This is a genomic window from Shouchella oshimensis (assembly GCF_002019765.1).
In the GTDB taxonomy this organism is placed as follows: Bacteria; Bacillota; Bacilli; order Bacillales; family Bacillaceae_D; genus Shouchella; species Shouchella oshimensis.
The window spans coordinates 3,871,307-3,893,199 of the sequence record NZ_KV917380.1 but is presented as its reverse complement, the minus strand read 5'-3'; the positions used below and the strand labels follow the sequence as shown (position 1 = coordinate 3,893,199).

The 21,893-nt window shown below is 39.9% G+C and carries 22 protein-coding genes, 1 pseudogene and 1 other annotated feature; of the genes and pseudogenes, 12 read left to right on the top strand and 11 right to left on the bottom strand.

Going from position 1 to position 21,893, the window contains the following annotated elements; all coding sequences use genetic code 11:
- Nucleotides 1–3: 3 nt before the first annotated feature.
- The gene (locus BK583_RS19410) at nucleotides 4–948 is read left to right on the top strand and encodes an HD domain-containing protein (protein WP_055737024.1); all 945 of its coding nucleotides are present in this window, start codon (nucleotides 4–6) and stop codon (nucleotides 946–948) included.
- A 13-nt stretch (nucleotides 949–961) separates the two neighbouring features.
- Entirely contained in the window at nucleotides 962–1,114 is a 153-nt protein-coding gene (locus BK583_RS20980) for a hypothetical protein (protein ID WP_160319306.1), read from the top strand.
- A 14-nt stretch (nucleotides 1,115–1,128) separates the two neighbouring features.
- Here the strand turns inward: BK583_RS20980 and BK583_RS19405 are convergent, their stop codons facing one another.
- Entirely contained in the window at nucleotides 1,129–2,595 is a 1,467-nt protein-coding gene (locus BK583_RS19405; protein WP_055737025.1) for a UDP-N-acetylmuramoyl-L-alanyl-D-glutamate--2,6-diaminopimelate ligase, read from the bottom strand.
- Between the two features lie 126 nt (nucleotides 2,596–2,721).
- Here BK583_RS19405 and BK583_RS19400 point away from each other — a divergent pair, with 126 nt between their 5' ends.
- A complete protein-coding gene (locus tag BK583_RS19400; RefSeq protein WP_055737026.1) occupies nucleotides 2,722–3,339 on the top strand; it encodes an HAD family hydrolase in 618 nt (205 codons plus the stop codon).
- A 28-nt stretch (nucleotides 3,340–3,367) separates the two neighbouring features.
- Here BK583_RS19400 and aldA read toward each other — a convergent pair whose 3' ends face one another.
- Nucleotides 3,368–4,813 (bottom strand): aldehyde dehydrogenase, encoded by a 1,446-nt coding sequence (aldA, locus tag BK583_RS19395; RefSeq protein WP_055737027.1) that lies wholly within the window; start codon nucleotides 4,811–4,813, stop codon nucleotides 3,368–3,370.
- 199 nt (nucleotides 4,814–5,012) lie between these two features.
- On the opposite strand from aldA, the gene BK583_RS19390 reads away from it, so the two are divergent.
- Both BK583_RS19390 and BK583_RS19385 read left to right on the top strand, forming a co-directional pair.
- The gene (locus BK583_RS19390; RefSeq protein WP_055737028.1) at nucleotides 5,013–5,402 is read left to right on the top strand and encodes a MerR family transcriptional regulator; all 390 of its coding nucleotides are present in this window, start codon (nucleotides 5,013–5,015) and stop codon (nucleotides 5,400–5,402) included.
- Nucleotides 5,403–5,570: 168 nt separating this feature from the next.
- Nucleotides 5,571–5,774 carry a hypothetical protein gene (locus tag BK583_RS19385; protein ID WP_139366217.1) on the top strand — a complete coding sequence of 68 codons (204 nt, stop codon included), beginning with the start codon at nucleotides 5,571–5,573 and terminating at the stop codon, nucleotides 5,772–5,774.
- Between the two features lie 79 nt (nucleotides 5,775–5,853).
- Here BK583_RS19385 and BK583_RS19380 read toward each other — a convergent pair whose 3' ends face one another.
- Complete coding sequence (locus BK583_RS19380; RefSeq protein WP_055737029.1) at nucleotides 5,854–6,462, bottom strand: NAD(P)H-dependent oxidoreductase; 609 nt, start codon at nucleotides 6,460–6,462, stop codon at nucleotides 5,854–5,856.
- Between the two features lie 117 nt (nucleotides 6,463–6,579).
- Nucleotides 6,580–7,203 carry a hypothetical protein gene (locus tag BK583_RS19375; RefSeq protein WP_055737030.1) on the bottom strand — a complete coding sequence of 208 codons (624 nt, stop codon included), beginning with the start codon at nucleotides 7,201–7,203 and terminating at the stop codon, nucleotides 6,580–6,582.
- 314 nt (nucleotides 7,204–7,517) lie between these two features.
- Nucleotides 7,518–7,762, top strand: a binding site (T-box leader).
- 44 nt (nucleotides 7,763–7,806) lie between these two features.
- Between BK583_RS19375 and trpS the strand changes: the two genes are divergently transcribed.
- Nucleotides 7,807–8,793 carry a tryptophan--tRNA ligase gene (trpS, locus tag BK583_RS19370; protein WP_055737031.1) on the top strand — a complete coding sequence of 329 codons (987 nt, stop codon included), beginning with the start codon at nucleotides 7,807–7,809 and terminating at the stop codon, nucleotides 8,791–8,793.
- Nucleotides 8,794–8,813: 20 nt separating this feature from the next.
- The gene (locus BK583_RS19365; protein WP_078440269.1) at nucleotides 8,814–9,170 is read left to right on the top strand and encodes an SLAP domain-containing protein; all 357 of its coding nucleotides are present in this window, start codon (nucleotides 8,814–8,816) and stop codon (nucleotides 9,168–9,170) included.
- Nucleotides 9,171–9,362: 192 nt separating this feature from the next.
- Here the strand turns inward: BK583_RS19365 and BK583_RS19360 are convergent, their stop codons facing one another.
- Nucleotides 9,363–9,806 carry a YndM family protein gene (locus tag BK583_RS19360; RefSeq protein WP_055737033.1) on the bottom strand — a complete coding sequence of 148 codons (444 nt, stop codon included), beginning with the start codon at nucleotides 9,804–9,806 and terminating at the stop codon, nucleotides 9,363–9,365.
- A gap of 125 nt (nucleotides 9,807–9,931) precedes the next feature.
- Here BK583_RS19360 and BK583_RS19355 point away from each other — a divergent pair, with 125 nt between their 5' ends.
- Complete coding sequence (locus BK583_RS19355) at nucleotides 9,932–10,393, top strand: GNAT family N-acetyltransferase (protein ID WP_055737034.1); 462 nt, start codon at nucleotides 9,932–9,934, stop codon at nucleotides 10,391–10,393.
- Nucleotides 10,394–10,413: 20 nt separating this feature from the next.
- Here the strand turns inward: BK583_RS19355 and BK583_RS19350 are convergent, their stop codons facing one another.
- From BK583_RS19350 to BK583_RS19335, 4 genes are all read right to left on the bottom strand, one after another.
- Nucleotides 10,414–12,396, bottom strand: coding sequence for a TRAP transporter permease (locus BK583_RS19350; protein ID WP_055737186.1), 1,983 nt, complete (start codon nucleotides 12,394–12,396; stop codon nucleotides 10,414–10,416).
- Nucleotides 12,389–12,925: a DUF1850 domain-containing protein gene (locus tag BK583_RS19345; protein WP_055737035.1), complete on the bottom strand. Its 537-nt coding sequence runs from the start codon at nucleotides 12,923–12,925 to the stop codon at nucleotides 12,389–12,391. Before BK583_RS19345 ends, BK583_RS19350 begins: the two co-directional genes overlap by 8 nt.
- A gap of 79 nt (nucleotides 12,926–13,004) precedes the next feature.
- Nucleotides 13,005–13,976, bottom strand: coding sequence for a TAXI family TRAP transporter solute-binding subunit (locus tag BK583_RS19340; RefSeq protein WP_055737036.1), 972 nt, complete (start codon nucleotides 13,974–13,976; stop codon nucleotides 13,005–13,007).
- 330 nt (nucleotides 13,977–14,306) lie between these two features.
- Nucleotides 14,307–16,205 carry a BCCT family transporter gene (locus BK583_RS19335; RefSeq protein ID WP_055737037.1) on the bottom strand — a complete coding sequence of 633 codons (1,899 nt, stop codon included), beginning with the start codon at nucleotides 16,203–16,205 and terminating at the stop codon, nucleotides 14,307–14,309.
- A 323-nt stretch (nucleotides 16,206–16,528) separates the two neighbouring features.
- Between BK583_RS19335 and BK583_RS19330 the strand changes: the two genes are divergently transcribed.
- From BK583_RS19330 to BK583_RS19315, 4 genes and pseudogenes are all read left to right on the top strand, one after another.
- Nucleotides 16,529–17,392 carry an alpha/beta fold hydrolase gene (locus BK583_RS19330; protein WP_038476047.1) on the top strand — a complete coding sequence of 288 codons (864 nt, stop codon included), beginning with the start codon at nucleotides 16,529–16,531 and terminating at the stop codon, nucleotides 17,390–17,392.
- A gap of 355 nt (nucleotides 17,393–17,747) precedes the next feature.
- The gene (locus BK583_RS19325) at nucleotides 17,748–18,971 is read left to right on the top strand and encodes a NupC/NupG family nucleoside CNT transporter (protein ID WP_055737038.1); all 1,224 of its coding nucleotides are present in this window, start codon (nucleotides 17,748–17,750) and stop codon (nucleotides 18,969–18,971) included.
- A gap of 58 nt (nucleotides 18,972–19,029) precedes the next feature.
- Nucleotides 19,030–19,491 carry a GNAT family N-acetyltransferase gene (locus BK583_RS19320; protein WP_055737039.1) on the top strand — a complete coding sequence of 154 codons (462 nt, stop codon included), beginning with the start codon at nucleotides 19,030–19,032 and terminating at the stop codon, nucleotides 19,489–19,491.
- 64 nt (nucleotides 19,492–19,555) lie between these two features.
- A pseudogene (locus BK583_RS19315) lies at nucleotides 19,556–20,041 on the top strand (ribonuclease H-like YkuK family protein).
- An 11-nt stretch (nucleotides 20,042–20,052) separates the two neighbouring features.
- Here the strand turns inward: BK583_RS19315 and BK583_RS19310 are convergent.
- A complete protein-coding gene (locus BK583_RS19310; protein ID WP_035394394.1) occupies nucleotides 20,053–20,256 on the bottom strand; it encodes a CotD family spore coat protein in 204 nt (67 codons plus the stop codon).
- Nucleotides 20,257–20,632: 376 nt separating this feature from the next.
- Nucleotides 20,633–21,724: an AI-2E family transporter gene (locus BK583_RS19305; protein WP_307188687.1), complete on the bottom strand. Its 1,092-nt coding sequence runs from the start codon at nucleotides 21,722–21,724 to the stop codon at nucleotides 20,633–20,635.
- Nucleotides 21,725–21,893 lie beyond the last annotated feature (169 nt).

Below are 21,893 nucleotides of genomic sequence, written 5' to 3'. Positions count from 1 at the left end.
AAAATGATCATCAACGAGCCGTTGTATCCCGACATATGCATGCTTCCTTGGGAAAAAGCGCTTTTTCAAACGAGATCCGTTAAACGACTAAAATATTTAGCGCACTATGGGGCAGGTTCATTGGTTTCTCCTGTTACTCACTCTAGGTTCGAGCACACTGTAGGAGTTTGGAAGCTGACAGTATGGTTTTTTCATGAGGATCGTGCATTACGTGCCGCAGCCATTTTACATGATATTGGACATCTCCCTTTTTCACATGCTGTTGAGCGAACACTTGGATACAACCATCATGAATTAACAGAAAAGCTCATTCAATCAGAAGAGATCTGTACCATCTTGAGGGACAATAAGATTAGGGTTGAAGATGTAGTAGCTTGCTTAAATCAAGAGAATGGTTTAACGGGTACGAGGGACATTATCGGTCTTGATCATGTGGACAGCTTTTTTCGTGATATGTATATGATGGGTGGTTTGAATCGATTGCCTAAGGAAGTTCTTCCGTTTATGAAGTGCACAAAAGCAGGGGTAGAGGCAGATGAAACGACGAGCTCGTTTATAATGGACTGCATGGTGAACGATCATCGATTGTTTCTCTCGCCTTTGTTACTGGCAGCAGATCAACTGTTAGCAAAAGCTGTTCATCGTTATTGCGAAACCTATAATGATGCAAGCATTCATCTGTTAACAGATGATGAATTGCTAAGCGTTCTAAAGCAATCTCAAATTAAGGAAGTGGAAGAGCTACTCGATGTGCTTCTTTATCGAACAGAAACACTTTCATTTAGTGAAACGCTCACAGGTGAGGGATTGCTATTGAACGTTAAAAAAATCTACAATAAAGCACCACTCTATAACGGGAAATCATACGTTGAGACGAATGACGGCACAATGAAAATTAGACAGTTACAGAAACTCGAAAAGACCTATACTGTTAAATGGAAGCGATGACTTTGATCAAAGAATGTATGCCATTGTAGGCTATATTGGCTTTATAAAGAGAGTGCATGGGCCAGACGGTACAATCATTAATCACTATTTTCTTTGGTATCACGTGCTTGAAGATGAAATCAATCACCGTGGTCGAATCCGCTTAATAAAGGCTCAGCTTAGCTGAACCTTTGGTGTATGTTAAGATGTTCTTGTGACGTTTCGAGGCTTAAGCGTACCGTTTTGTAATTGTTCCAACATGTCTTTATCGGAATGAACGTCATAGTGGAAAGGTTGTTTATATCGTTCGTGGCCTTTTCCTGTAATTAAGACCCAATCTCCTTTTTTAGCATGTTGCCATGCTTTTAGGATAGCGACTGTTCGATCAGGTATCACTTTTCCGTGAGCTAAAGGAATAGCATGCAAAGTGCGGCGCATTTCTTCCGGTGTCATCTGGTTTAGATCATCAAATGTTAATATGATCGATTGACTCCATTTCTCAGTTGCTTGAATCATCGCTTTGCGTTTTCCTGTGTCGCGTCCACCTCTAAAGCCGAATATGTGGGTAATATGTGTAGCGCCTAACTGATTAATGGCTTGCAAACAATAGGAAAAAGCGTCTTCAGTGTGGGCATAGTCTATCACAAACACGGCTCCACTTGGATGCTGAAATGTTTCAAATCGTCCTGGTGCTCCTTTGAAGGTATGGAAGGCACTACATATGGCTTCTTGTTTTATATTCATTAGTCTTGCTGTTAAATAAGCCATAGCCGCGTTATACATATTATGCTCACCACTTAATGGGACATTTAATGATACAGGTTCCCCATTGTGGATCAGAGTTGTTTTCATCGGCAAGTCATGAGTAATGGATGCTATTTCCAACTCTTGCCCGCTGCCGATTGTGTGTAAAGAAAGAGGTTCATTTTCTAATTCTGCAACCAATTTTTTCCCCCAGTTGTCGTACGTATTAATAATCGCTTTTCCATCGACATGGAGGAGTGAAAAAAGGGTTTTTTTTGCGTGAAAATAATTTGTCATCGTCTGATGGTAATCAAGGTGATCGTGACTTAGATTGGTAAAAAGGGCAAAATCAAAGGATAAACCAGCAACCCGATGTTGTGCTAATGCATGAGAAGAGACTTCCATAATGACAATATCGTCTGTGCTTTTAGCTAGGTGTTTATGAAGTTCAATTGGACCTAATGTTGTATTTTTGTCGGAAGTCCTTTCTGACCCATTAATAATCGTAACGACTGTCCCGAACAAGGCACATGAATATCCAGCCGTTTCGACTAAATGTTTAAGCATAAACGAGGTAGTTGTTTTTCCGTTTGTACCAGTAATACCGATCATAATAGGCTTCTTTTTGGTATTTTCATAAAAACGGCTCGCTAATTTAGCCAGTATAAGTCGGCTATTCGTAACTTGTACGTAAGGAACAGGCAAGTCTGTTAACGTTTCTTCTCCAACAATAATGGTAGCTCCTTTTCGAATGGCGTCATGGATGTAAGCATGACCATCGGAGGCGTATCCTTTCACCGCTATAAAAGTGTATCCAGGTCGAACGTCTAATGAACGGTCTGTCACACCTTGAATAAGTTGAGCGGGATTAACAGTCGCAGGTAATGGAGAGATGGATTGAAATAATAGATGAATGGGTTTCATGTGTTTACCCCCTTTCCAACAATTACGTATAATTAAGTTTAGAATTTGCTAAAAAGCAAATCCGAACCAAAGCAATTTTTAACAAATCATACCGATAGAGTGAATGTGTAGGGAGTGGTTAAGAGAATGGACAGTATAATTTTTGATTTGGATGGTACGCTTTGGGATTCAAGGGAACAAGTTGTTGAAGCCTGGAACAAAGCCATTGGAAAAAGCGAGTTTCCAATTGAAAAGGTGGAAAAAGCAGATTTAACCCGTACAATGGGATTGGTAATTCCAGAAATTGCAAGGGTGTTATTCCCCCAGTTGACAGAAAGGGAACAAAAGCAGTTGATGGATGCTTGTGGTGTTGAAGAATTAGCGCTTTTAAAGGAAAAGGGGGCTGTTCTTTACGATGGGTTAGAAGAGGTGTTACGTGCCTTATCGAATACATACAAGCTTTTTATTGTAAGTAATTGTCGGGACGGTTACATTGAGGCATTTTTTCATTCTCACGGTCTTAGTCATTATTTTACTGACTATGAAAACCCTGGCCGCACTGGTTTACCTAAGGGGGAGAATATTAAGCTTATTCTTGAGCGGAATGGTCTGCAAGCACCACTCTATGTAGGAGACACAATAGGGGATCAAAAGGCTGCTCATCATGCAGGTGTCCGGTTTGCTTATGCTTCTTATGGGTTTGGCCAATCGGATCACCATGATTATAAGCTAACCACCTTTAAAGACTTGCTTCAATTTGCGTAAAAAAGAAGGGGGGCTTACGCCACCCTTCTTAATTTTCGTCTTTAAAGGCAAGATACATCACATGGGTTGATAAAAAGTCATTTAACCCATGCTTTCCATCTGTACCACCAATTCCAGACTGGCGCATACCGGCATGATAACCTTGAATGGCTTCACCTGTCTCCCGGTTAACAAACGTTTCTCCGTAATGTAAATCTCGTGCTGCTTGCATCATTTCATTGTAATCATTTGTGTAGAGTGCTGATGCCAAGCCATAAATGGAGTCATTGGCATAGTCAATGGCTTCTGAAAATGTCTTGTACGTGGTAATCGGTAGAACGGGACCGAAAACCTCCGTTGTCATAATCTCATCGTCATGATTTACATTGGTTAATACAGTTGGGGCGTAGAAAAAGCCTCTGTCTTTATCCATTCGTTCTCCGCCAAGTTCAACATGAGCGCCAGCTTTTTTCGCATGATTCACGAGCTGTTCGACTTTCTCTAAATGATGGGAACTTGCTAATGGTCCCATATCAATCTGATCTTCACTCAGAGAATAGCCAACCTTCGTATCTGCCATAGCTGCCACCATTTTCTTTGTGAAGGTTTCGGCAACCTCTTCTTGGACGTAAACACGTTCTGCTGAAATGCAAGCTTGTCCAGCATTTTCAATTCGAGACGCTTTAATATGTTTGACGGCTAAATCGAGGTCAGCGTGCTTCGATACAATGATAGGTGCTTTTCCGCCGAGCTCCAGATTTACTTTTGTAATATTTTGAGCGGCCGCTTCCATTACCTTCGTTCCTGCAGGCACACTACCTGTCATGCTAATAAGTGCTACTTTCGGATGGCTGGCAAGTCGGTTTCCTACTGTATCCCCTTTACCAGTAACTAAATTAAATACGCCTTTAGGTAAGCCTGCTTTATCGATGACTTTTGCAAAAGCAATCGCAGTATTCGGTGTTTCTTCAGACGGTTTAATGACGACTGAACAACCAGTAATAAGAGCTGTAGCGACTTTTCGAGCAAAAATAAAAACAGGGTAGTTCCATGGAATAATACCTGCTACAACGCCTATAGGTTTCTTTTGAATGAGAATTTGTTCATTTGGATCATCACTTGGAACAATGTCACCGCCAATTTTTCGATTCCATTCTGACATATAGTGGAAGAAGTCGACAGCCGTATCCACTTCACCACGGGCCTCTTCAAGAGGTTTACCTTGTTCTTCGCTTAACAGTCTAGCGTACGTTTCTTTATCAGCCGCAATCGCGTCGCCAATTTGACGAACGATGCGACCTCGCTCTACTTGTGGAACCTTTTCCCACTCTTTCTGACCAGTCCAAGCCGATTCAATTGCATGATTGGTTTCTTCTTCAGTAGTATCTGCAACTTGAGATAGCACTTCCTCTGTAGCAGGATTAAGTACATCAATGAGATCATGTGATTGTGAAGTCACAAATTCGCCGTTCATATATAAAGGTTGTACGCTCATTTTTCCACTCCTTGATCATTTGATTTCTCACTGTATTCCCATATGAATGGGAATTAAACATGGGCAATATGATCGTACATGGCGTAAGCGTTTTCTGTTATAGGGGAGAAAAGGACGTTTCCATGACAAAAATGTCTCTAGATCTTCTTGCCTTAAAGTGAACTCCAAGTGTTACGATTAGTGAAAAGGAGGGCATCCGATGTTAATTTCAGAAGTCAGTGAAAAAATAGGTTTATCGCAAGATACACTTCGCTATTATGAACGAATTGGTCTAATTCCTCCGGTAAAACGTAGTAAAAGTGGAATTCGTGAATACACTGAATTAGACTTTCGTAGAATTGAGTTTGCAAAATGTATGCGCAGAGCAGGACTACCAATAGAAGTGCTAATTGAATATGTAGCACTTTATCAACAAGGCGAGGAAACTGCCAATCCAAGAAAAAAACTATTAATTGAGCAGCGAGGGCAACTAAAAGAACGATTAAAAGAAATGACAGACACACTTGATCGATTGGATCAAAAAATTGCTCAATATGAATCCATCAGTAAGGATAAACAAGTTGAAACAACTGCAGGTCAAATGGCGTAAGACTTATTTGTTGGCAAAGTCGTTCAATGTCTATATGATACAACATGAAGATGTGTCATATAGAAACAAATAGGAAAGCACCGGAAACGATGGAGAGGAACGATACGCATGTGTTGTGTGGGAGATACGGTTACGTCACAGTGCGAGGATAATATCGACGTACAATGTGTGGATGTAAGAGATTACCATCTTGCCTATAAGGACGATTTAGTAAACACGATAAACATTCCTTTGCCTTATTTAAAGCGTTATTATAAAGAGATAAACAGAAAGACCGTTCACTTAATTGGAAGAGATGAGCAAGAAATTAGTCGATCTGCACATTTCCTAAAGCGGAAAGGCTATCGCATTAGTGGATCAACCATACAATAAAATGAATTATAGAGAGTGGGGAGCTGTTGTCCATTCTTTTTTTTATAAAAAAAGAGCACATCATGTGCTCTTTCTTTTCTTATTGACCTGCTTTTACCCAGCTCGTAACAGATACTGTACGTCTAGCTTGGTGTTTAACAGCTTCTTCAACGTCTTCAACCATATTGCCTTCTTGGTCAACGGTTACGCTTGTTCCATAAGGGTTTCCGCCAGAAGCAAACGCGACTGGATCAGTGTAACCAGGACCTGCAATGATTGCACCCCAGTGGAACATTGTTGTGTAAAGGGAAAGAACGGTTTGTTCTTGACCGCCATGGGCGTTCGCTGCAGAAGACATACCGCTAACTACTTTGTTAGCAAGCTTACCGCCTGCCCATAAACCGCCTAAAGTATCGAAAAATTGTTTTGCTTGACCAGGAACGTTACCAAAACGAGACGGTACAGAGAAAATAAAGCCGTCTGCCCATTCCATATCTTCAGGTGTTACTTCTGGAACGTCTTTTGTTTCTTCAACATGGGCACGCCATGCTGGATTAGAATCAATTGCTGCATCTGGAGCTAATTCTGGGAATTTTAGTACTTTAACATCAGCACCAGCTGCTGTAGCCGCTTCTTCTGCCCATTTTGCAAGCTGATAGTTTGTACCAGTAGAACTGTAATAGACAATCGCAATCTTTTCGTTACTCATAATCGTCTCCTTTTGGATCTCTTTGATCCGCAATATTTGTATACTCCTAGTGTAGTTTGATTCAAACCTATACACAAGTATGCACATAATTGTAACTTGGTATCATTTTTGAAACTGTCACTCTAGAAGCTGCATCCATGCATGTATTTCAGACAAATAATTGGGATGGCGCCATGCTAGGATAGCTGTTTTATCGCCTTTTATTTTTCGTTCATGTTGAAAAAAAAGGTCACCTAAGAAGTAAGCGAGCCGTGGATAACCAAACCGCTCTCCACCATTAATGGAATACCACTCACGATATAACTGTTTCTCTGAAAGCTCGTTAAAATCCTTTAAAAAAGCGCGTTTTATGTCTATCTGATTTTCTTGAGCGAATAAAATCCACTCTTTCCCACCTAACGACCCGTAGGTATAGTAAAGTTCTTCTGCTACATTCGGGACAATTCGTCTCGAGAAATGCGTTGCTACTCCTTCTCGATACATGCCGAGCAATAGACTTTCCCAGCGAATCTGTTCCCAGTCGATCCCTTCTAAATCGGTCCACTGATTGTGAATGGCGTGCCCTATTTCATGAGCAATTAACACTCGTAAACCATCGCTGTTTTTAGGCAGTTGTTCTAAAGAAAACGTAATATCAGGCAGAATCTGCCGGTGTGTATAGGCATTTGAACCATAAGCGCCAACAATGTGGTGAATCGTTTGCTTATAGGATATATAGAAGCGTTCTTCATAAAGGTGCACGATGTCATGTAGGAGTGAGGGAGCTGTTCACGGAGATTGTTTATATGGAGTAAATCAGTGGGGTAGCGTGCGAGGGCACTCTGTAGGCGAGAATCCGTCTGTGTACAATGGTAGGAGAAGTATTCTTCAAAGACAGAAGGAAAGGTTGCATAATACTGGCGAAGTGTAGAAAGGCTATGAGCACTTGTTGTTAGAAAAGCTGGCGTTGTATCGACAATTTTCAAAAGAGACTCCTCCTTTTACATGATCATCTTATTTTATCATTTTCACTTACACACGTTGATTTTTATAGGGAAATCATATAAAGTTTAGTTTGATAAGCGTAGATGGAGAGTAAGTACATTGGTGGCGTTACTGAAGAGAGCTAGTGGTTGGTGTGAACTAGTGTAGCGTGCGAATGGAATGGGCTTCGGAGCTTCCTTGCTGAACCTATAGTAGGCGAGGCGGACGTCTTACCGTTAAAAAAGACAACGTATGAGAGCTAGACTCGCGTACGTATTCGAGTGCGTTTCAATGATGAAGCGAACAAAGGTGGCACCACGGGTTATCCGTCCTTTTTGGATGGGTAACCCTTTTTATATTGTCAAAAAAGGAGGAGACAAGATGAAGCGAAGTTTAACAGGTATAAAGCCAACGGGAGATATTCACCTTGGAAATTATATTGGCGCTATTAAGCCAGCTTTAAAGTTAGCAGCAAACCATGAATCTTATTATTTTGTTGCCAATGGTCATGGTCTAACGAAGCCTCACCAAAAAGAAGAGTTGCATGCTTTAACGAAAGGGGTTGTAGCGAGTTGGCTTGCTTTAGGGCTTGATCCGAATCAAACAACCTTGTATCGGCAATCTGATATCCCTGAGGTATTTGAGTTAAGTTGGATTCTTGCTACTCTTTCTCCAAAAGGATTAATGAACAGAGCCCATGCGTATAAAGCAATGGTTGATGAAAACGAAGCGAACAGCAGAGAATTAGATGCAGGTATCAATATGGGACTCTTTACTTATCCTATTCTAATGGCTGCTGATATTCTTTTAGTAGAACCTGATGTCGTCCCAGTTGGAAAAGATCAAATGCAGCATATTGAAATAGCGCGCGATCTAGGTCTGGCACTACGTAATCAGCATAAGGTAACAGTGAAGCTTCCAGAGCCTTACATTATGGAGGATGTTGCAGTGCTTCCTGGTTTAGATGGGAGGAAAATGAGCAAGAGTTACGGAAATACGATCCCATTATTTGTGGAGAAAAACGAGCTTAAGAAGCGTATTTATAAAATTAAAACGGACTCGTTGCCTCCGTCTGCTCCAAAAGATCCTGCAACATCGACGATTTACATGCTATATAAACAGTTCGCAACCACTGAAGAGGTGAAAGGGTTGGAAGGCGCCTTTCAGGAAGGAATCGGCTGGGGCGATGCAAAAGGGGAACTATTCCGTGTCGCAAACCGGGAGCTTGAGGAGCCAAGAGAGCTCTATAAAGAATGGCTAGCAAACTCTGAGAAGATGGAACGAGTCTTAGAAGATGGGGCAGATAGAGTTCGACAGGTGAGTGTACCTTTTTTACAAACGATAAAAAAAGAGCTAGGATTGACTTAAAAGGATAGTAGGTGTTCGTCATGATGCAAACCATTCACTTGCAATCAGCTTGGAAAAAGACGATTGCTGAAGGTGACTTAAACGAATTAAAAGCGCTATTAGCAGTCGGTAAGACAGAGCGATTTATTCCGTACCGTCAAGCCTTTAATCATCAAGGTGATTTACTTGTTACCGTCCTAATTCAAAACCTGTCATCTATGGGGGATGTATGGGATACCAAGCTTGTTGCCTATGTTGAAGAAGGAAAAACGATTGCAGAGCGTTCGTTTTCCATCGATACAGTGCCTCCTAACACAAGTATGCCGTGGACCTTTATTTTTCCAAAAGATCGTTTTATCCAAACATCTATGAAGACGGGGAAATTGGAAGAACGTTAAATGAAAATGGGTGTAGCCGTTGCGATCGAGTGCAACGGCTTTTTGTAGACAATTAAAAATGTGACGAAATGGCAAACTCGATACGTGCAGTTTTTGTCGGTTGTGGTACACTATAGGAGCAGTATCGATGATGGAATGGAAGCGATTCTCGTAGAAAAAGAAGAAACTTGTCGATTGGTTCGACAAGTTGACTTATTCGCGCTCTTTTTTTATGGATGAAGTTGGGTCTTCCTCTTTTGCGAATTCCGTATCAAAAGCGAAGCGTGCTTTATGCTGACGATGGCTTTCTTTCGTATACACATGCTTCACAAGGTAGCTATGAACAAAGACTTCGCAAAAGGTAATGATGCCTGTTGCTAAAATACTACCCCATGCAATAAGCATGTAGTTCGCAAATAAAACCGAACCAAATACCCATACAATAAAGTAAGTGAGGATAAAGTCACTCACTAGTGCAACACGGTTACCAAACTGAGGCAGGATGATTAAATCGACAGCAATATAGGATACCGTGGTTGTTAACAAAGCAAAGGTTAGTACATCAACATAGGTTGCTTCTGTAAAAAAAAGAAAGCCGATACTAAAAGCAAATAAGGCAATGAGTAACTTGGTTAGAAAGATACTAATATGTTTCAAATATATACCTCCTTTTTATTCAGTTTTTCTGTTTTAGGGAAGCAATATACCTGTCATTTTGTATGAAGAGAAATTCTAAACAATAAAAAAAGAGAAGATGTAAATTCGATTGGGGGAGAGATCGTATGCGCTTTGTGGCTATGACTGAAGATCAAGCAAAGTGGATTGCGTATCAATGGCAGTATAAGGGAGCTTATTCTTTTTTTCATGATGAAAAAAATTCTCGGACAACGTCTTTTTTAGAGTTTGGAAAGAAAAACACTTGGCAATACGCGGTTTACCGTGAGAATGAAATCATCGGGTTTATTGGCGTGAAGCGAATAAATGGCATGATTGAGATCGCTCCTGGATTAAATCCTGAGGAAACTGGTAAGGGCAAGGGGAGAGCGTTTGTTCAGAAATGTGTAGATTTCTTAAAGGCAGAAACAAATCCAGAGAAAATATGTGTGTTAATGGGCGCCGATAATACAAAGGCAAAACATGTTTTTGAAGAAGTTGGATTTGAGGAAAAAAGTGAGGAAGACAGTAGCACGATTCGCATGATTTATTCGTTGAGTACAAATGTAAAAACGTCCGAAAGCATTTAAATGCTTTCGGACGTTTTTTATTATGAAGATTCTAAAGGTGGTTGTGTTTTGCGTTTCATGGTAATTAATTGTAGTGCAATTAAACCTACAAACAGTACAAATCCAATAATGTCTGAGTAACTTTCAGGATAAATCAATAATAGCCCTGTTGCTAAAGATACTATTCGCTCAAACCAATTCAATTGGCGATACCAATATCCTATCATACATGCACCAATTGCAATCATACCTACAAAAGCGGTTACAAAGGCTACACCTATTTCAAGCGGAGCAGAATCAATCATTAATAACTGTGGCTGCAAAACAAACATATACGGAATTATAAATGCGGCTATTGCAAGCTTTGTTGCATTGATACCTGTACGAATTGGCTCTCCACCGGATATGCCTGTGGCAGCAAATGCGGCTAAAGCAACTGGTGGTGTAATATCTGCAACAATTCCAAAATAGAAAACAAACATATGAGCAGCGAGTACCGGTATAGCGACCTCGAGCTGACCATTTAATGCGAGAATAGCAGGTAATGCGATAGTCGATGTAATAATATAATTAGCTGTCGTAGGAGAACCCATCCCGATAATAATACAAGTTATCATTGTGAGTATAAGCGTGAAAATAAGCTGTAATTCTGGGCTTGTTGTGAAGGTTCCAGCGAGACCAACAATCATATTACCCATTTTTAAGCCTAATCCTGTAGTGGTTACTACCCCAACGATAATACCAGCACATGCGGTTGCAGCTGCAATACCTAGAGCCGTTCTTGCTCCGCTTGTTAAGGCTAAAATAAATTTGCTCGGGGTAATGCGTGTTTCTTTTAAAAATAGGCTGACGATAACGGTTGATAATATACCGAGTAAAGCAGCTCTTTCAATACTGAATCCTTGGAAGAGTAAATATATAATAAGTAAAATAGGTAATAAAAGGTGTATCTTTTTTATAATAATTTTCTTTGATGGGATCTGATCTTCTGGCAAACCGAGTAAGTTAAGTCGTTTCGCTTCAAAATGGGTCATAATCCAAATACCTGAAAAATAAAGGATAGCTGGAATGATAGCAGCACGAGCGATTTCCCAATAGCTAACACCTGCAAATTCAATCATTAAAAAGGCTGCTGCACCCATAATAGGGGGCATAATTTGTCCGCCTGTAGAGGCTGCAGCTTCTACTGCTCCAGCAAAATTTGGTTTATAGCCTAGTTTTTTCATCATTGGAATGGTGTAAGCTCCTGTTGTAACGGTGTTTGCAACTGAACTACCTGATATAGTTCCATTTAAGGCGCTTGAGAAGATGGCTACTTTTGCAGGTCCCCCAATACGTCGTCCTGCAATCGTAATTGCAAGGTCGTTAAAATATCCACCAACGCCAGTTTGAATGAGAAACGCACCGAATAACAAGAATAAAAAGATAAAAGTAGATGATACTTGTAGCGGTGTACCTAAAATACCTTGGGTTGTAAAAAACATAGAATGAATAAATTGATCTACATTTAATCCTCGATGAGCGAGAAAGCCAGGCATATAGGGGCCGAATAAGGCATAGATCACAAACAGCCCTGCAATGATAACGATTGGAAGCCCAACGGCACGTCTTGTTGCTTCAAAGACGAGGATAACGGCTAGAGCCCCAATCACGAATTGGGCGGTTGTTTTAATACCTCCAACTTGCTGAACCAAATCACTATAAAAAATGGGCCAGTATGCACAGACAACGACTGCTGCTATGGCAAGAAGGTAATCGTACCAAGGCACGCTGTCTCTGGTAGTTTTCCTTCTAGCTGGGAATAGTAGGAATATCAGAGATAAAGCAAAACCAAGGTGAATGGTTCTTTGAATTTGAGCGGTAAATGCTCCTTGAACACCTGTATAAATATGGAATAACGAAAACGAAAGCAAACCAATAAAAACGATGGCTGCGGTAATTCCTTTCACATTGCGTGTACGTGACTCTGGATCGTATTTTTGCATTAATTTATCTTGTTCATCTTGGGACAAAGTTTCATTCATTGTGCTCACGTAATTTTACTCCCTTCCGTAGCTGCCATAGAGATAATTTTTTCATCTCCACGGTTATGTATGATTGTGGTTCAAAATACTCTTTGAACCAGATAAGGTGATTTCCATCGTTCCACAAGAATCGTTGTTGAGGCACGACATCCGCGACACGTATAGGGAGGTAAGAATGGCGGTTTGTCATATTTGTTAAATAATAACGGCCATCTTTAATGATAAGCTGTTGTGCTCCCGTTGCCCTTGAGGGCATACCAATACCAAATTCCTCAAAGCTCATCTCATATTGCTCAATTTGTCGATCTTCTGTTATAAGATAGGATTCAATGACATCAGTTAAATGAATGGAATGAGTATAAATGATTTGAAAGCGATCTCCTTCATTCATTGGAGTATAGGCAATCAGTTCATTTGTATGTTGCTTTGAAAATACGAGTACAGATTGGTAAGGAAAAAGTGTCAACACAATACCGATTAAAAAAAAGCCGGCAATCAAAAGAAAAGACCGTCGTTTAAACGAATTCATGGGTGCATCTCCCATTAAAAAAACCGACTGCTCGTTGTAATGGCTAGGCAGCCGGTTTAGTGTGTTATATAGCGTTTACTTATTGTTCGTCAAAGAAGCGTTGTGCGCCAGGATGAATATCAAAACCAATACCTTCTTGAGCAGTTTCTAATAAGATTTCGTTTGATTTTTCATGAGACATTTCATCAGTACGTTCGTACAGGGCTTTTGTCATTTCGTAAACCAGATCTTCTGAAAGATTATTTGTGACAGCGAGCATGGCGTACACAGCTACTGTGTTTACTTCGCTATCTAGCCCTGCATACGTTCCGCTTTCAATTGTAAAAGGTGCATAGAAAGGAAATTCATCGACTAACGAATTTACTTGCTCATCGGTCATAGAAACAATCGCAATGTCATTGGTGGCAGATAAACCTTCTACGGCACCAGTTGGTGTCCCAGCTGTAATAAAGGCGGCATCAATATTACCATCTTGCAAGCCGCTAGTAGATTCGTCGAAAGATAAGTGTTGTGCATTTATGTCGTCCATTGTTAAACCAGCGACATCAAGAATTTGTTCTGCATTTAAGTAAGTCCCAGAACCAGGTGCACCTACAGAAATAGCTTTTCCTTCTAAATCTTCGATGGTTTCAATCCCACTCCCAGCCGTTGTAACAATCTGAATAGTTTCTGGATAAAGTGAACCAATGGCAGAAATGTTATCAATAGCCTCTCCTTCAAATGCATTAATACCGTCGATAGCATTAGACATAACATCTGTCTGTGTAAATGCAATTTCCGCATTATCATCGCTTAAACTCATCAAATTATCGGCAGATGCATTAGACGATTGAGCATCGATCGTTGTATCTGTAGCATCACCTAAGATATTGGCGATTTCCCCACCAAGTGGATAGTATGTACCACCGGTTCCACCAGTTAACAAGTTCATGAATTGAGGTTCGTCACCGCCAGCATCATCGCCACCATTGTCATTGCTGTCATCGTTCCCGCAAGCTCCCAACGCTAAAATAGCACTGAAAGCAACTAGATAAGGTAAAGATTTTTTCATTTAAATAGACCCCCTAATAAATAATCATCTTAGTCTATAATATTACTTAAAAATAAAGAAAAATGTCAAATTTTATTTTATTTATTAGATGATCTTAAACGTTGTTACACGTATTTTCATGGACAAATAAATACCTGAAAGGTGATCATCATTCTGATTAACTAGTAGTTACCCTAAGTAGATGAACTTTTTGTTAGAGGGTACGATAACATTTTCTTCATTTTTTACCTTAAGATATATGAAGAAAAGGACAATTCAATTGTGAAAAAATTTTTATCAATTTTAGAAAAGCCCTCAAATGTAAAATCAATTGAGGGCTTTAATTAAATATTAAATGGTCTTGCGCAAAATGTCTTGAACGGCTTCTTTTTGTTCTATTTCTACAAGGATATAGAGGTAGTCTCCAGCTTGAATCATTGTACTCCCTGTTGGGGAAAGCATGGAATCACCACGTTCAATCGCGCTGACATTTACATGAGCCGGAAATTTAATTTCTGCGAGTGTCTTTCCAGTAATCCAAGAGTCTTCAGTTGTTTGAAAATGAACCATTTCTGCTGTTGCTCGACCGTTGGCTAATAGCTCTCGTTTTAATTCCTCGCGCCACTCAGACGTTAACTCTTTCTTTAAATCCTCGTATGCTTCTTCTTTCATTGCTTTTTTAAGCTCGTCATCATGGGCATTTTGCTTCCGACGCTGGTCGGTCTTCCAATCTCGTGTTAGCATCGTACCCATTGCAATCAGCATAAAAACAAGAATAAAAGCGAATGGAAGCGCGGCTGTGAGTGCTGCCGTTTGCAGGGCATCGAGTCCACCATCCCCACTTACAAGAAGAACGGAAGCGGTACCGGCGATGAGTACTCCCCATAGAATTTTTATCTTAAAGCTCGGGTTTAACGAACCGTTTGACGTCATTGAACCAAGAACAAAAGCAGCAGAGTCAGCTGATGTAACAAAGAAAATCCCAACAACTAAAACGGCTAGTATGCTCGAAATCATCGTTAAAGGGAGTTGATCAAGCATATAAAATAATGTTAACTCCACTTCATTTGTTGCGACAGACGCCATATCAAAAACGCCGCTAAGCTGTATGTCGAGGGCTGTGCCGCCAAAGACAGAAAACCAAATAACAGCCATAAGGGTTGGAACGAGAAGAACACCAGCAATAAACTCCCGTATCGTACGACCTTTTGAAATACGAGCAATAAATAAACCAACAAATGGTGACCAAGACATATGCCAAGCCCAAAAGAAAATCGTATTTGCTCCTAACCAACCGTCATCACTATAAGGGTCCATTGAAAAAGACATGGACACAACATTTGCGGCATAACTTCCTAGAGTCGTTACCATACTTTCTAAAAGTGTAATAGTCTGACCAGCAAATAAAACAAAAAACATCAATATTCCTGCTAGGACAAGGTTCAAGTTGGTTAGCCGTTTAATCCCTTTATTTATTCCTCGAACTGCTGAGAATAAAAATAATATGGTAATAATAGCAATAATACTTAATTGTAAAGGAATTCCATTTTCAAGTGGTGATAAAAAGGAAATCCCTCCTGATATTTGTAACGCGCTTATGCCAAATGTTGTTGCTACACCAGCACAAGTTGAAATGACAGCTAATAAATCAATTCCTTTGCCCATCCAACCATCTGTTTTATTTCCAAGCAACGGGTAAAAAGCCGAACTAATGAGAGCGGGTCGGTTTTTTCGAAACTGTACATACGCAAGGGTTAAACCGACTATGGAAAATGCCCCCCAAGCATGCAGTCCCCAATGAAAGACTCCGTAACGAAGACCGACTTCTGCTGCATCTCCACCTTGTTCTGGTAAGCTAAAAGAATAACCAGGTGGCTGTTCTGAGTAATAGAGAATGGGTTCTGCTACGCCAAAGAATACAAAGCCAACGCCTAGTCCGGCAGCAAATAACATCCCTACCCAGGATATAAATGAATGTTCTGGTCGATCATGGTCTTTCCCTAACCTTAGTTTTCCAAAAGGTGATATCGCCACAACGAGCCCAAATAAAATAAACAAGCTAGCAATGGTCATATAGAACCAACCAAAGTTTTCAATTATCCAATCGAGCGCAGTCTCTGCCGTTGATCCTAAATGACTTGGACTTATAATTCCCCATAGTACAAACAGAACGATAAGAATCGTCGAGGAAATAAATACAAACGGTGATGCTTGTTCTTTTATGCTTTCTTTATTAGACGTACTAGCCATAAGCAACAACTCCTTATAAGGTTTTTATTATGTAATAGGTTTGTATATTCGATATCCATACCCTTACAGAAGGAAATTACAACATCAATTTTAAAAATACATACTATTCCGTTTTATTTTTTTTTTGTTGCTGGAATAAGGGAAGTGTTTCGGATCTTGTTTCCTCTGTCACACGGTTTACTCTTGCTACGTAATCTATGTAGAAATTGGTATGAATTTGTAGATAAAAAATAGTCAAATGCCCGTTGACTTTCCTTCTGAAGGGGAGTAATATTCATCTTAGATTTTTTTACAAACTACTATAGAAAAAGGAGATAGTCATCATGGAGAGAGGCGTTGCTTCTTTTACGTATGAGGATTTGACTTTAGAGTATTCGATTACGGGAGAAGGAGAACCGATATTATATTTACATGGTGGTCATTCCAATTGTTTAGAACAACTTGGTTTAGAAGAGCTTGTTGAACAAGGATATTCGGTTATTATTCCTTCTAGAGCAGGTTACGGTCATACATCAAAGAGAATCGGAAAATCATTGGAAACAGCATGCAGCTTTTATATTGAGCTTTTAAATGAATTGCACATTGAACGCGTGCACGTAATTGCCGCTTCCACAGGCGGTCCTTCAGGTATTTATCTAGCAAGTCATTATCCCGAACGTGTCAAAACGTTTACACTACAAGGGGCTGTAACAAAGCCATGGAAAGAATCGAGAAAGCGTGATGCACTCATTAGTCGTTTCTTATTCTATCCGTATGTGGAGAAGTTTGTATGGAAAGGTGTGTCGAGTTTAGCGCGATTTTCACCAGACATTGCCTTCAAAACGATCGCGCCGATTTATAGCAAATTGCCTTACGAGGAAATTAAAGCTCGGACCTTATCAAGAGATTGGTACTTGTTTGATCGAATGACGGAATTTCAGCGCTCTAGACATGGATTCTTAATTGATATGAATCAAATAAGACGGTCATTAGAAGAAGAACTTGATTCCATTCAAGCACCAACGCTTATTGTGCATAGCGTTAATGATGCCATTGTTCCTTTAGAGCATGCTGAGTATGCAAAAGGTCATATTCAAACAGCAAGACTATGTTGTTTAAATACGTGGGGGCATCTACTCTCGTTAGGAAAAGGTTCTGAAGAGCATAATAATGAAGTGATTGGCTTTTTAAATCAACACTCTGCGTAAGCTGTGCCAAAAGGAATAAAGAGATACATGATAAAAGCGCGTCGACTGCACACGCCAGCTAGTTCTATAGAATTCTAGCTAGGGGAGCAATCGATGTGCTTATTCTTTTTGTTCATAGAGAAGCTTGAATACGTTACAGCATGTAAGTGGTTGTTTCTATACATTTCTTCCTATATTTATGTATTGTAGAAATGATTCTTAGTATTGTAACTTTTTATGAACGCATTGACTTCCTTACTCGCATTTCATAAGCTGAATCTTGTTAGTGATAATTTTTTAAAAGAAACGTGCAAGAATCTCATATTTAAGGGAATAGTAAGGCGCAATAAAGGAAAATTGCGTCGGGGAGGCTAATATGAACGTATTATGGGGTATTATGGGCATTGTCATTTTGCTTGCCTTTGCTTTTTTGCTTTCTACAAATAAGAAAGCGATTAACTGGCGAACGATTTTGACCGCGCTAGCTTTACAAATTATTTTTGCATTTATTGTATTATGGACGGATATAGGAAGCTATGTGCTTGAGCAAGTAACAAGGGGTGTACAAGCTGCCATTGATACTTCAGGTGCAGGGATTGATATGCTCTTTGGAGGGATCTTTGCAGTTGAAGGGGTCGGAATGATTTTTGCATTCCAAGTGTTACCAGTTATTATCTTTTTCTCCGCTGTTATAAGTGTATTATACCATTATGGCATCATGCAATTTATTGTGCGTTATCTTGGTGGGGGAATTTCTCGTTTACTACAAACGAGCCGTGCTGAATCTGTCTCTGCAACAGGGAATATTTTCGTTGGACAAACAGAAGCACCATTAATGATTAAACCCTATTTAAATAAAATGACTGCATCGGAGCTATTTGCCGTTATGACAGGTGGTATGGCAACTGTTGCAGGGTCTGTTATGGCAGGGATCTCGTTAATGGGGATTCCATTAGAATATTTAATTGCCGCTACATTTATGTCTGCGCCAGGTGGCCTATTAATGGCAAAAATGCTTGTACCAGAAACAGAAGTAAGTGAGACAAAAGATACAATTAATTTAAAAGTCAAAAGTGAGTCTCGTAACTTTATTGATGCAGCATCAAACGGAGCATTGGATGGTTTAAAATTAGCATTAAACGTAGGTGCAATGCTGATTGCCTTTGTCTCATTGATTGCACTAATTAACTTATTGTTATCGTTTGTAGGGAACGATATTTTTGGACTAGGTGTTATTACGTTAGAGGAAATCCTTGGGTTTGTTTTTGCACCAGTTGCGTGGATTATTGGTGTACCTTGGTCTGAAGCTTTACAAGCTGGCTCCTTTATTGGTCAGAAGACGATTGTAAATGAATTTATCGGTTTTGAAGCGCTTATGTCAGGAGCAGGGGAATTATCCGAGCGTACCTTTACTATTACTGCTTTTGCTCTTTGTGGATTTGCAAATATCTCTTCTATTGCGATTTTACTTGGGGGACTAGGCGGAATGATTCCAGAACGTCGTTCGCTTATTGCAAAATATGGTGTGAAGGCCCTTATTGCTGCGACACTTGTTAACTTAATGAACGCAACGATTGCAGGAATGTTAATTGGTGGGTAGTATAATAAAGACAGTCTTAGGACTGTCTTTTTTTATTATTTAAGGAGTGTGAGATGATATGCAGATAGTAAAAGCGACTTTAGAGGATGCAGAAACCATTTTAGCCTTACAAAAAGTAGCTTACCAAAGTGAAGCAGCTCTTTATAATGACTATACCATTTTACCTTTGCACGAGAAAATTGAGCATACACAAGAAGCTTTCTCAAATCATCTAGTCTTAAAAGCATTAGATGACGAAGGCAAGATTCTTGGATCTGTAAGAGGGAAAATAGAAACAGGGGTCACAAAGATTGGAAAGCTTATGGTTCACCCATCAGCACAAAATCAAGGTGTCGGTAGAGCCCTTATGGAGGCTATTGAAAAAGAGCTTCCCTCTCAAACATATGCATTATTTACAGGGTCCAAAAGCGAAAAAAACCTATTTCTTTATCAAACATTAGGGTATACCATTGTGTCTTACAGTACATTACCTGGCGAAGCGACTGTGTTTGCTTTTCTAGAAAAGCATAGCAAGCTCTAGGCTTATTTTCTTGCTCACTTGCATACAATGAACAAGGTCATAGTGTAAGTGAGGTTTTCCATACATGCCTGAACATTGTACAGAGACTTGTTTAGAAAGACAAACGTTACTTCGTGATATCTTTACACGTGTTGCAGCTCATTTAAATGCTTGTAACTTTGAACCTTGCCACATTATTGTAGGGACGGACTCTCAAGTTCACGGTCAAACCACTCGTTTCGTTATTGGTGTCGTTGTTATTTCAAACATGAAGGAAATGTGGACAGGTACACAACGATTAACGAAGCCTTATAAAATACACTCCATTTACGAGCGATTGCTTTATGAAACCTTGTTAACAGAAGACGTGTTAACGTCATTACGAGAGAGCCTCAAGAACAAAGAAAACATAACCTTCGAAGCGCATTTAGATATCAGTGAAGCAAGCCAGTTTTATTCAGCTCGCTATGCAAAAGAGTTAAGTGATCGCTAACTGCGACTTGGGTTTCCAGCGAGACTTAAGCCATTTGCTTATGTAGCTAGTCATTATGCCAATCGGTATACAAAATAAACCGCCACGATTTAGCGAGGCGGTTGTCTCCAGGGCTGCTGTATGTTGATAGGTGGTGGTGGTAATTCTCTGTTCACAAACGACTCTGTATGAGGGTATTGATGAACATGTCGGTACACTTTGTTTGTGACATAGTGTGTAACGACTGGTTGAATTTCACGGACAACGTATTCTTCTACATGTGGTCGTTGTAGGTGCTTAGGTCGATGAAACATCTACACATACCTCCTTTGCTCTATTAGTCTATGTAGGAAAAGGAAAAGCGGTATAGGCGTAAACGCATCTAAACAGCACGGTTACTAAACGAAGAGGCTGGGACAAAAGTAGATAGACAGACCAAAGTGACGAACATTCCTGAAAATAGGAACGTTCGTCGTTTATTTTATATGAAAATGAGCGGACGGAGAATCCGAAGACTCCTGGGGGATCAGCACGTGTCTGAAGACTCTGAAGTGGCGGTTTTCCACGGAGGAGGCTGAGGCCGTGTCCCCGGAAAGCGAAGGATTCTCCTGTAGCGGTGCTACTCAGCATAGTTTAGACTATTCGTCTTTTCAAATACGACTTTTCGTTATGTCCCAGCCTCTTATTTCCTTAAACTTTCTTTGGGGTAGATCGCATTCGAATCCGTATTAATCGATACGTATGCTGCACAATGACCTTACCAACGGCATAAGTCGGAACAGCAAGTAGAATGCCAATAAAACCTGCTAGTTGGCTCGCGACAAGTAAGACGAAAATAATGGTCAGGGGGTGAACCGCAAGTTGGCGTCCCATAATTTGTGGAGAGAATACATTGCTTTCAATTTGTTGAATAATCACGACACCGCCAATAACGAGCAGTGCTGTGAAAGGTGAATCAAATAATGCAACAACAACCGCTGGAGCAGTCCCAATCCATGGACCAATAAAGGGAATAACATTTGTAAATAAGGCAACCAGTGCTAAGATTAACGCGTAATCTAAGCCTAGAATTAAATACCAAATCAAACAAAGGACACCAACACAAGCACTAACAAGGAGCTGTCCTTGAATATAACTACTTAACGCATTATCTAAGTCGCTCAATACGCGCTTACCTTCTTCTTGCTCTCTTGCTGGAAATTGATTAATCACCATCATTGGTGCTTTATTTCCTTCTTTAAGCATGTAGAACAGAACAAACGGTATAATCACAACCACAATAACAAAGTTTGCTACTGCACCAATAAATGATCCGATGCTATCAACAGCAGATTCTAAATACCCTTGCAAGTTCTCGGATAAGGTATTGGATATATTCTCAAGAGAAAAATCCATGGAGTCGAGCACGTTTTGAAAGGCTGGCTGCTCTTGTAAGCCTTCAAAAAATTCTTGTACCATGTTTGCGTACCTTGGAATGTTGTTAACAAACGACATAATTTGGTTTTGAATAATTGGTCCTATATACAATACGGCGCTAGTTAAGAGACCGATTAATACAAGGAACACAATTAAAATAGACACGCCACGATGTATTTTTTTACTGAGCATATTCACAAATGGTCTCAGTAAGTAATAAATAATGAGCGCAATAACGATTGGAGCAAACAATGTCTGGAATAAAACCGCTATCGGTCTGAAAATAAAATTTACAAGTGATCCTAAATAAATAATTAGAAAAATAATGATAATCCAACAAGCGAATCGAAACGCTTTACTCTCCATCAAGGTATGTATGCCCTCCTTCCATTTCCTTTTCATTTGTAGTCAAAAGAGATTCGTAAAAACACTATATCATAAAATACTTAAAATCCAATGAAATTTCCATTGCTGCAGTTTGAAGTCGCTAGAATAGGGAATACCTCAAGTACTACGATCCACTAAAGGGTGAGCG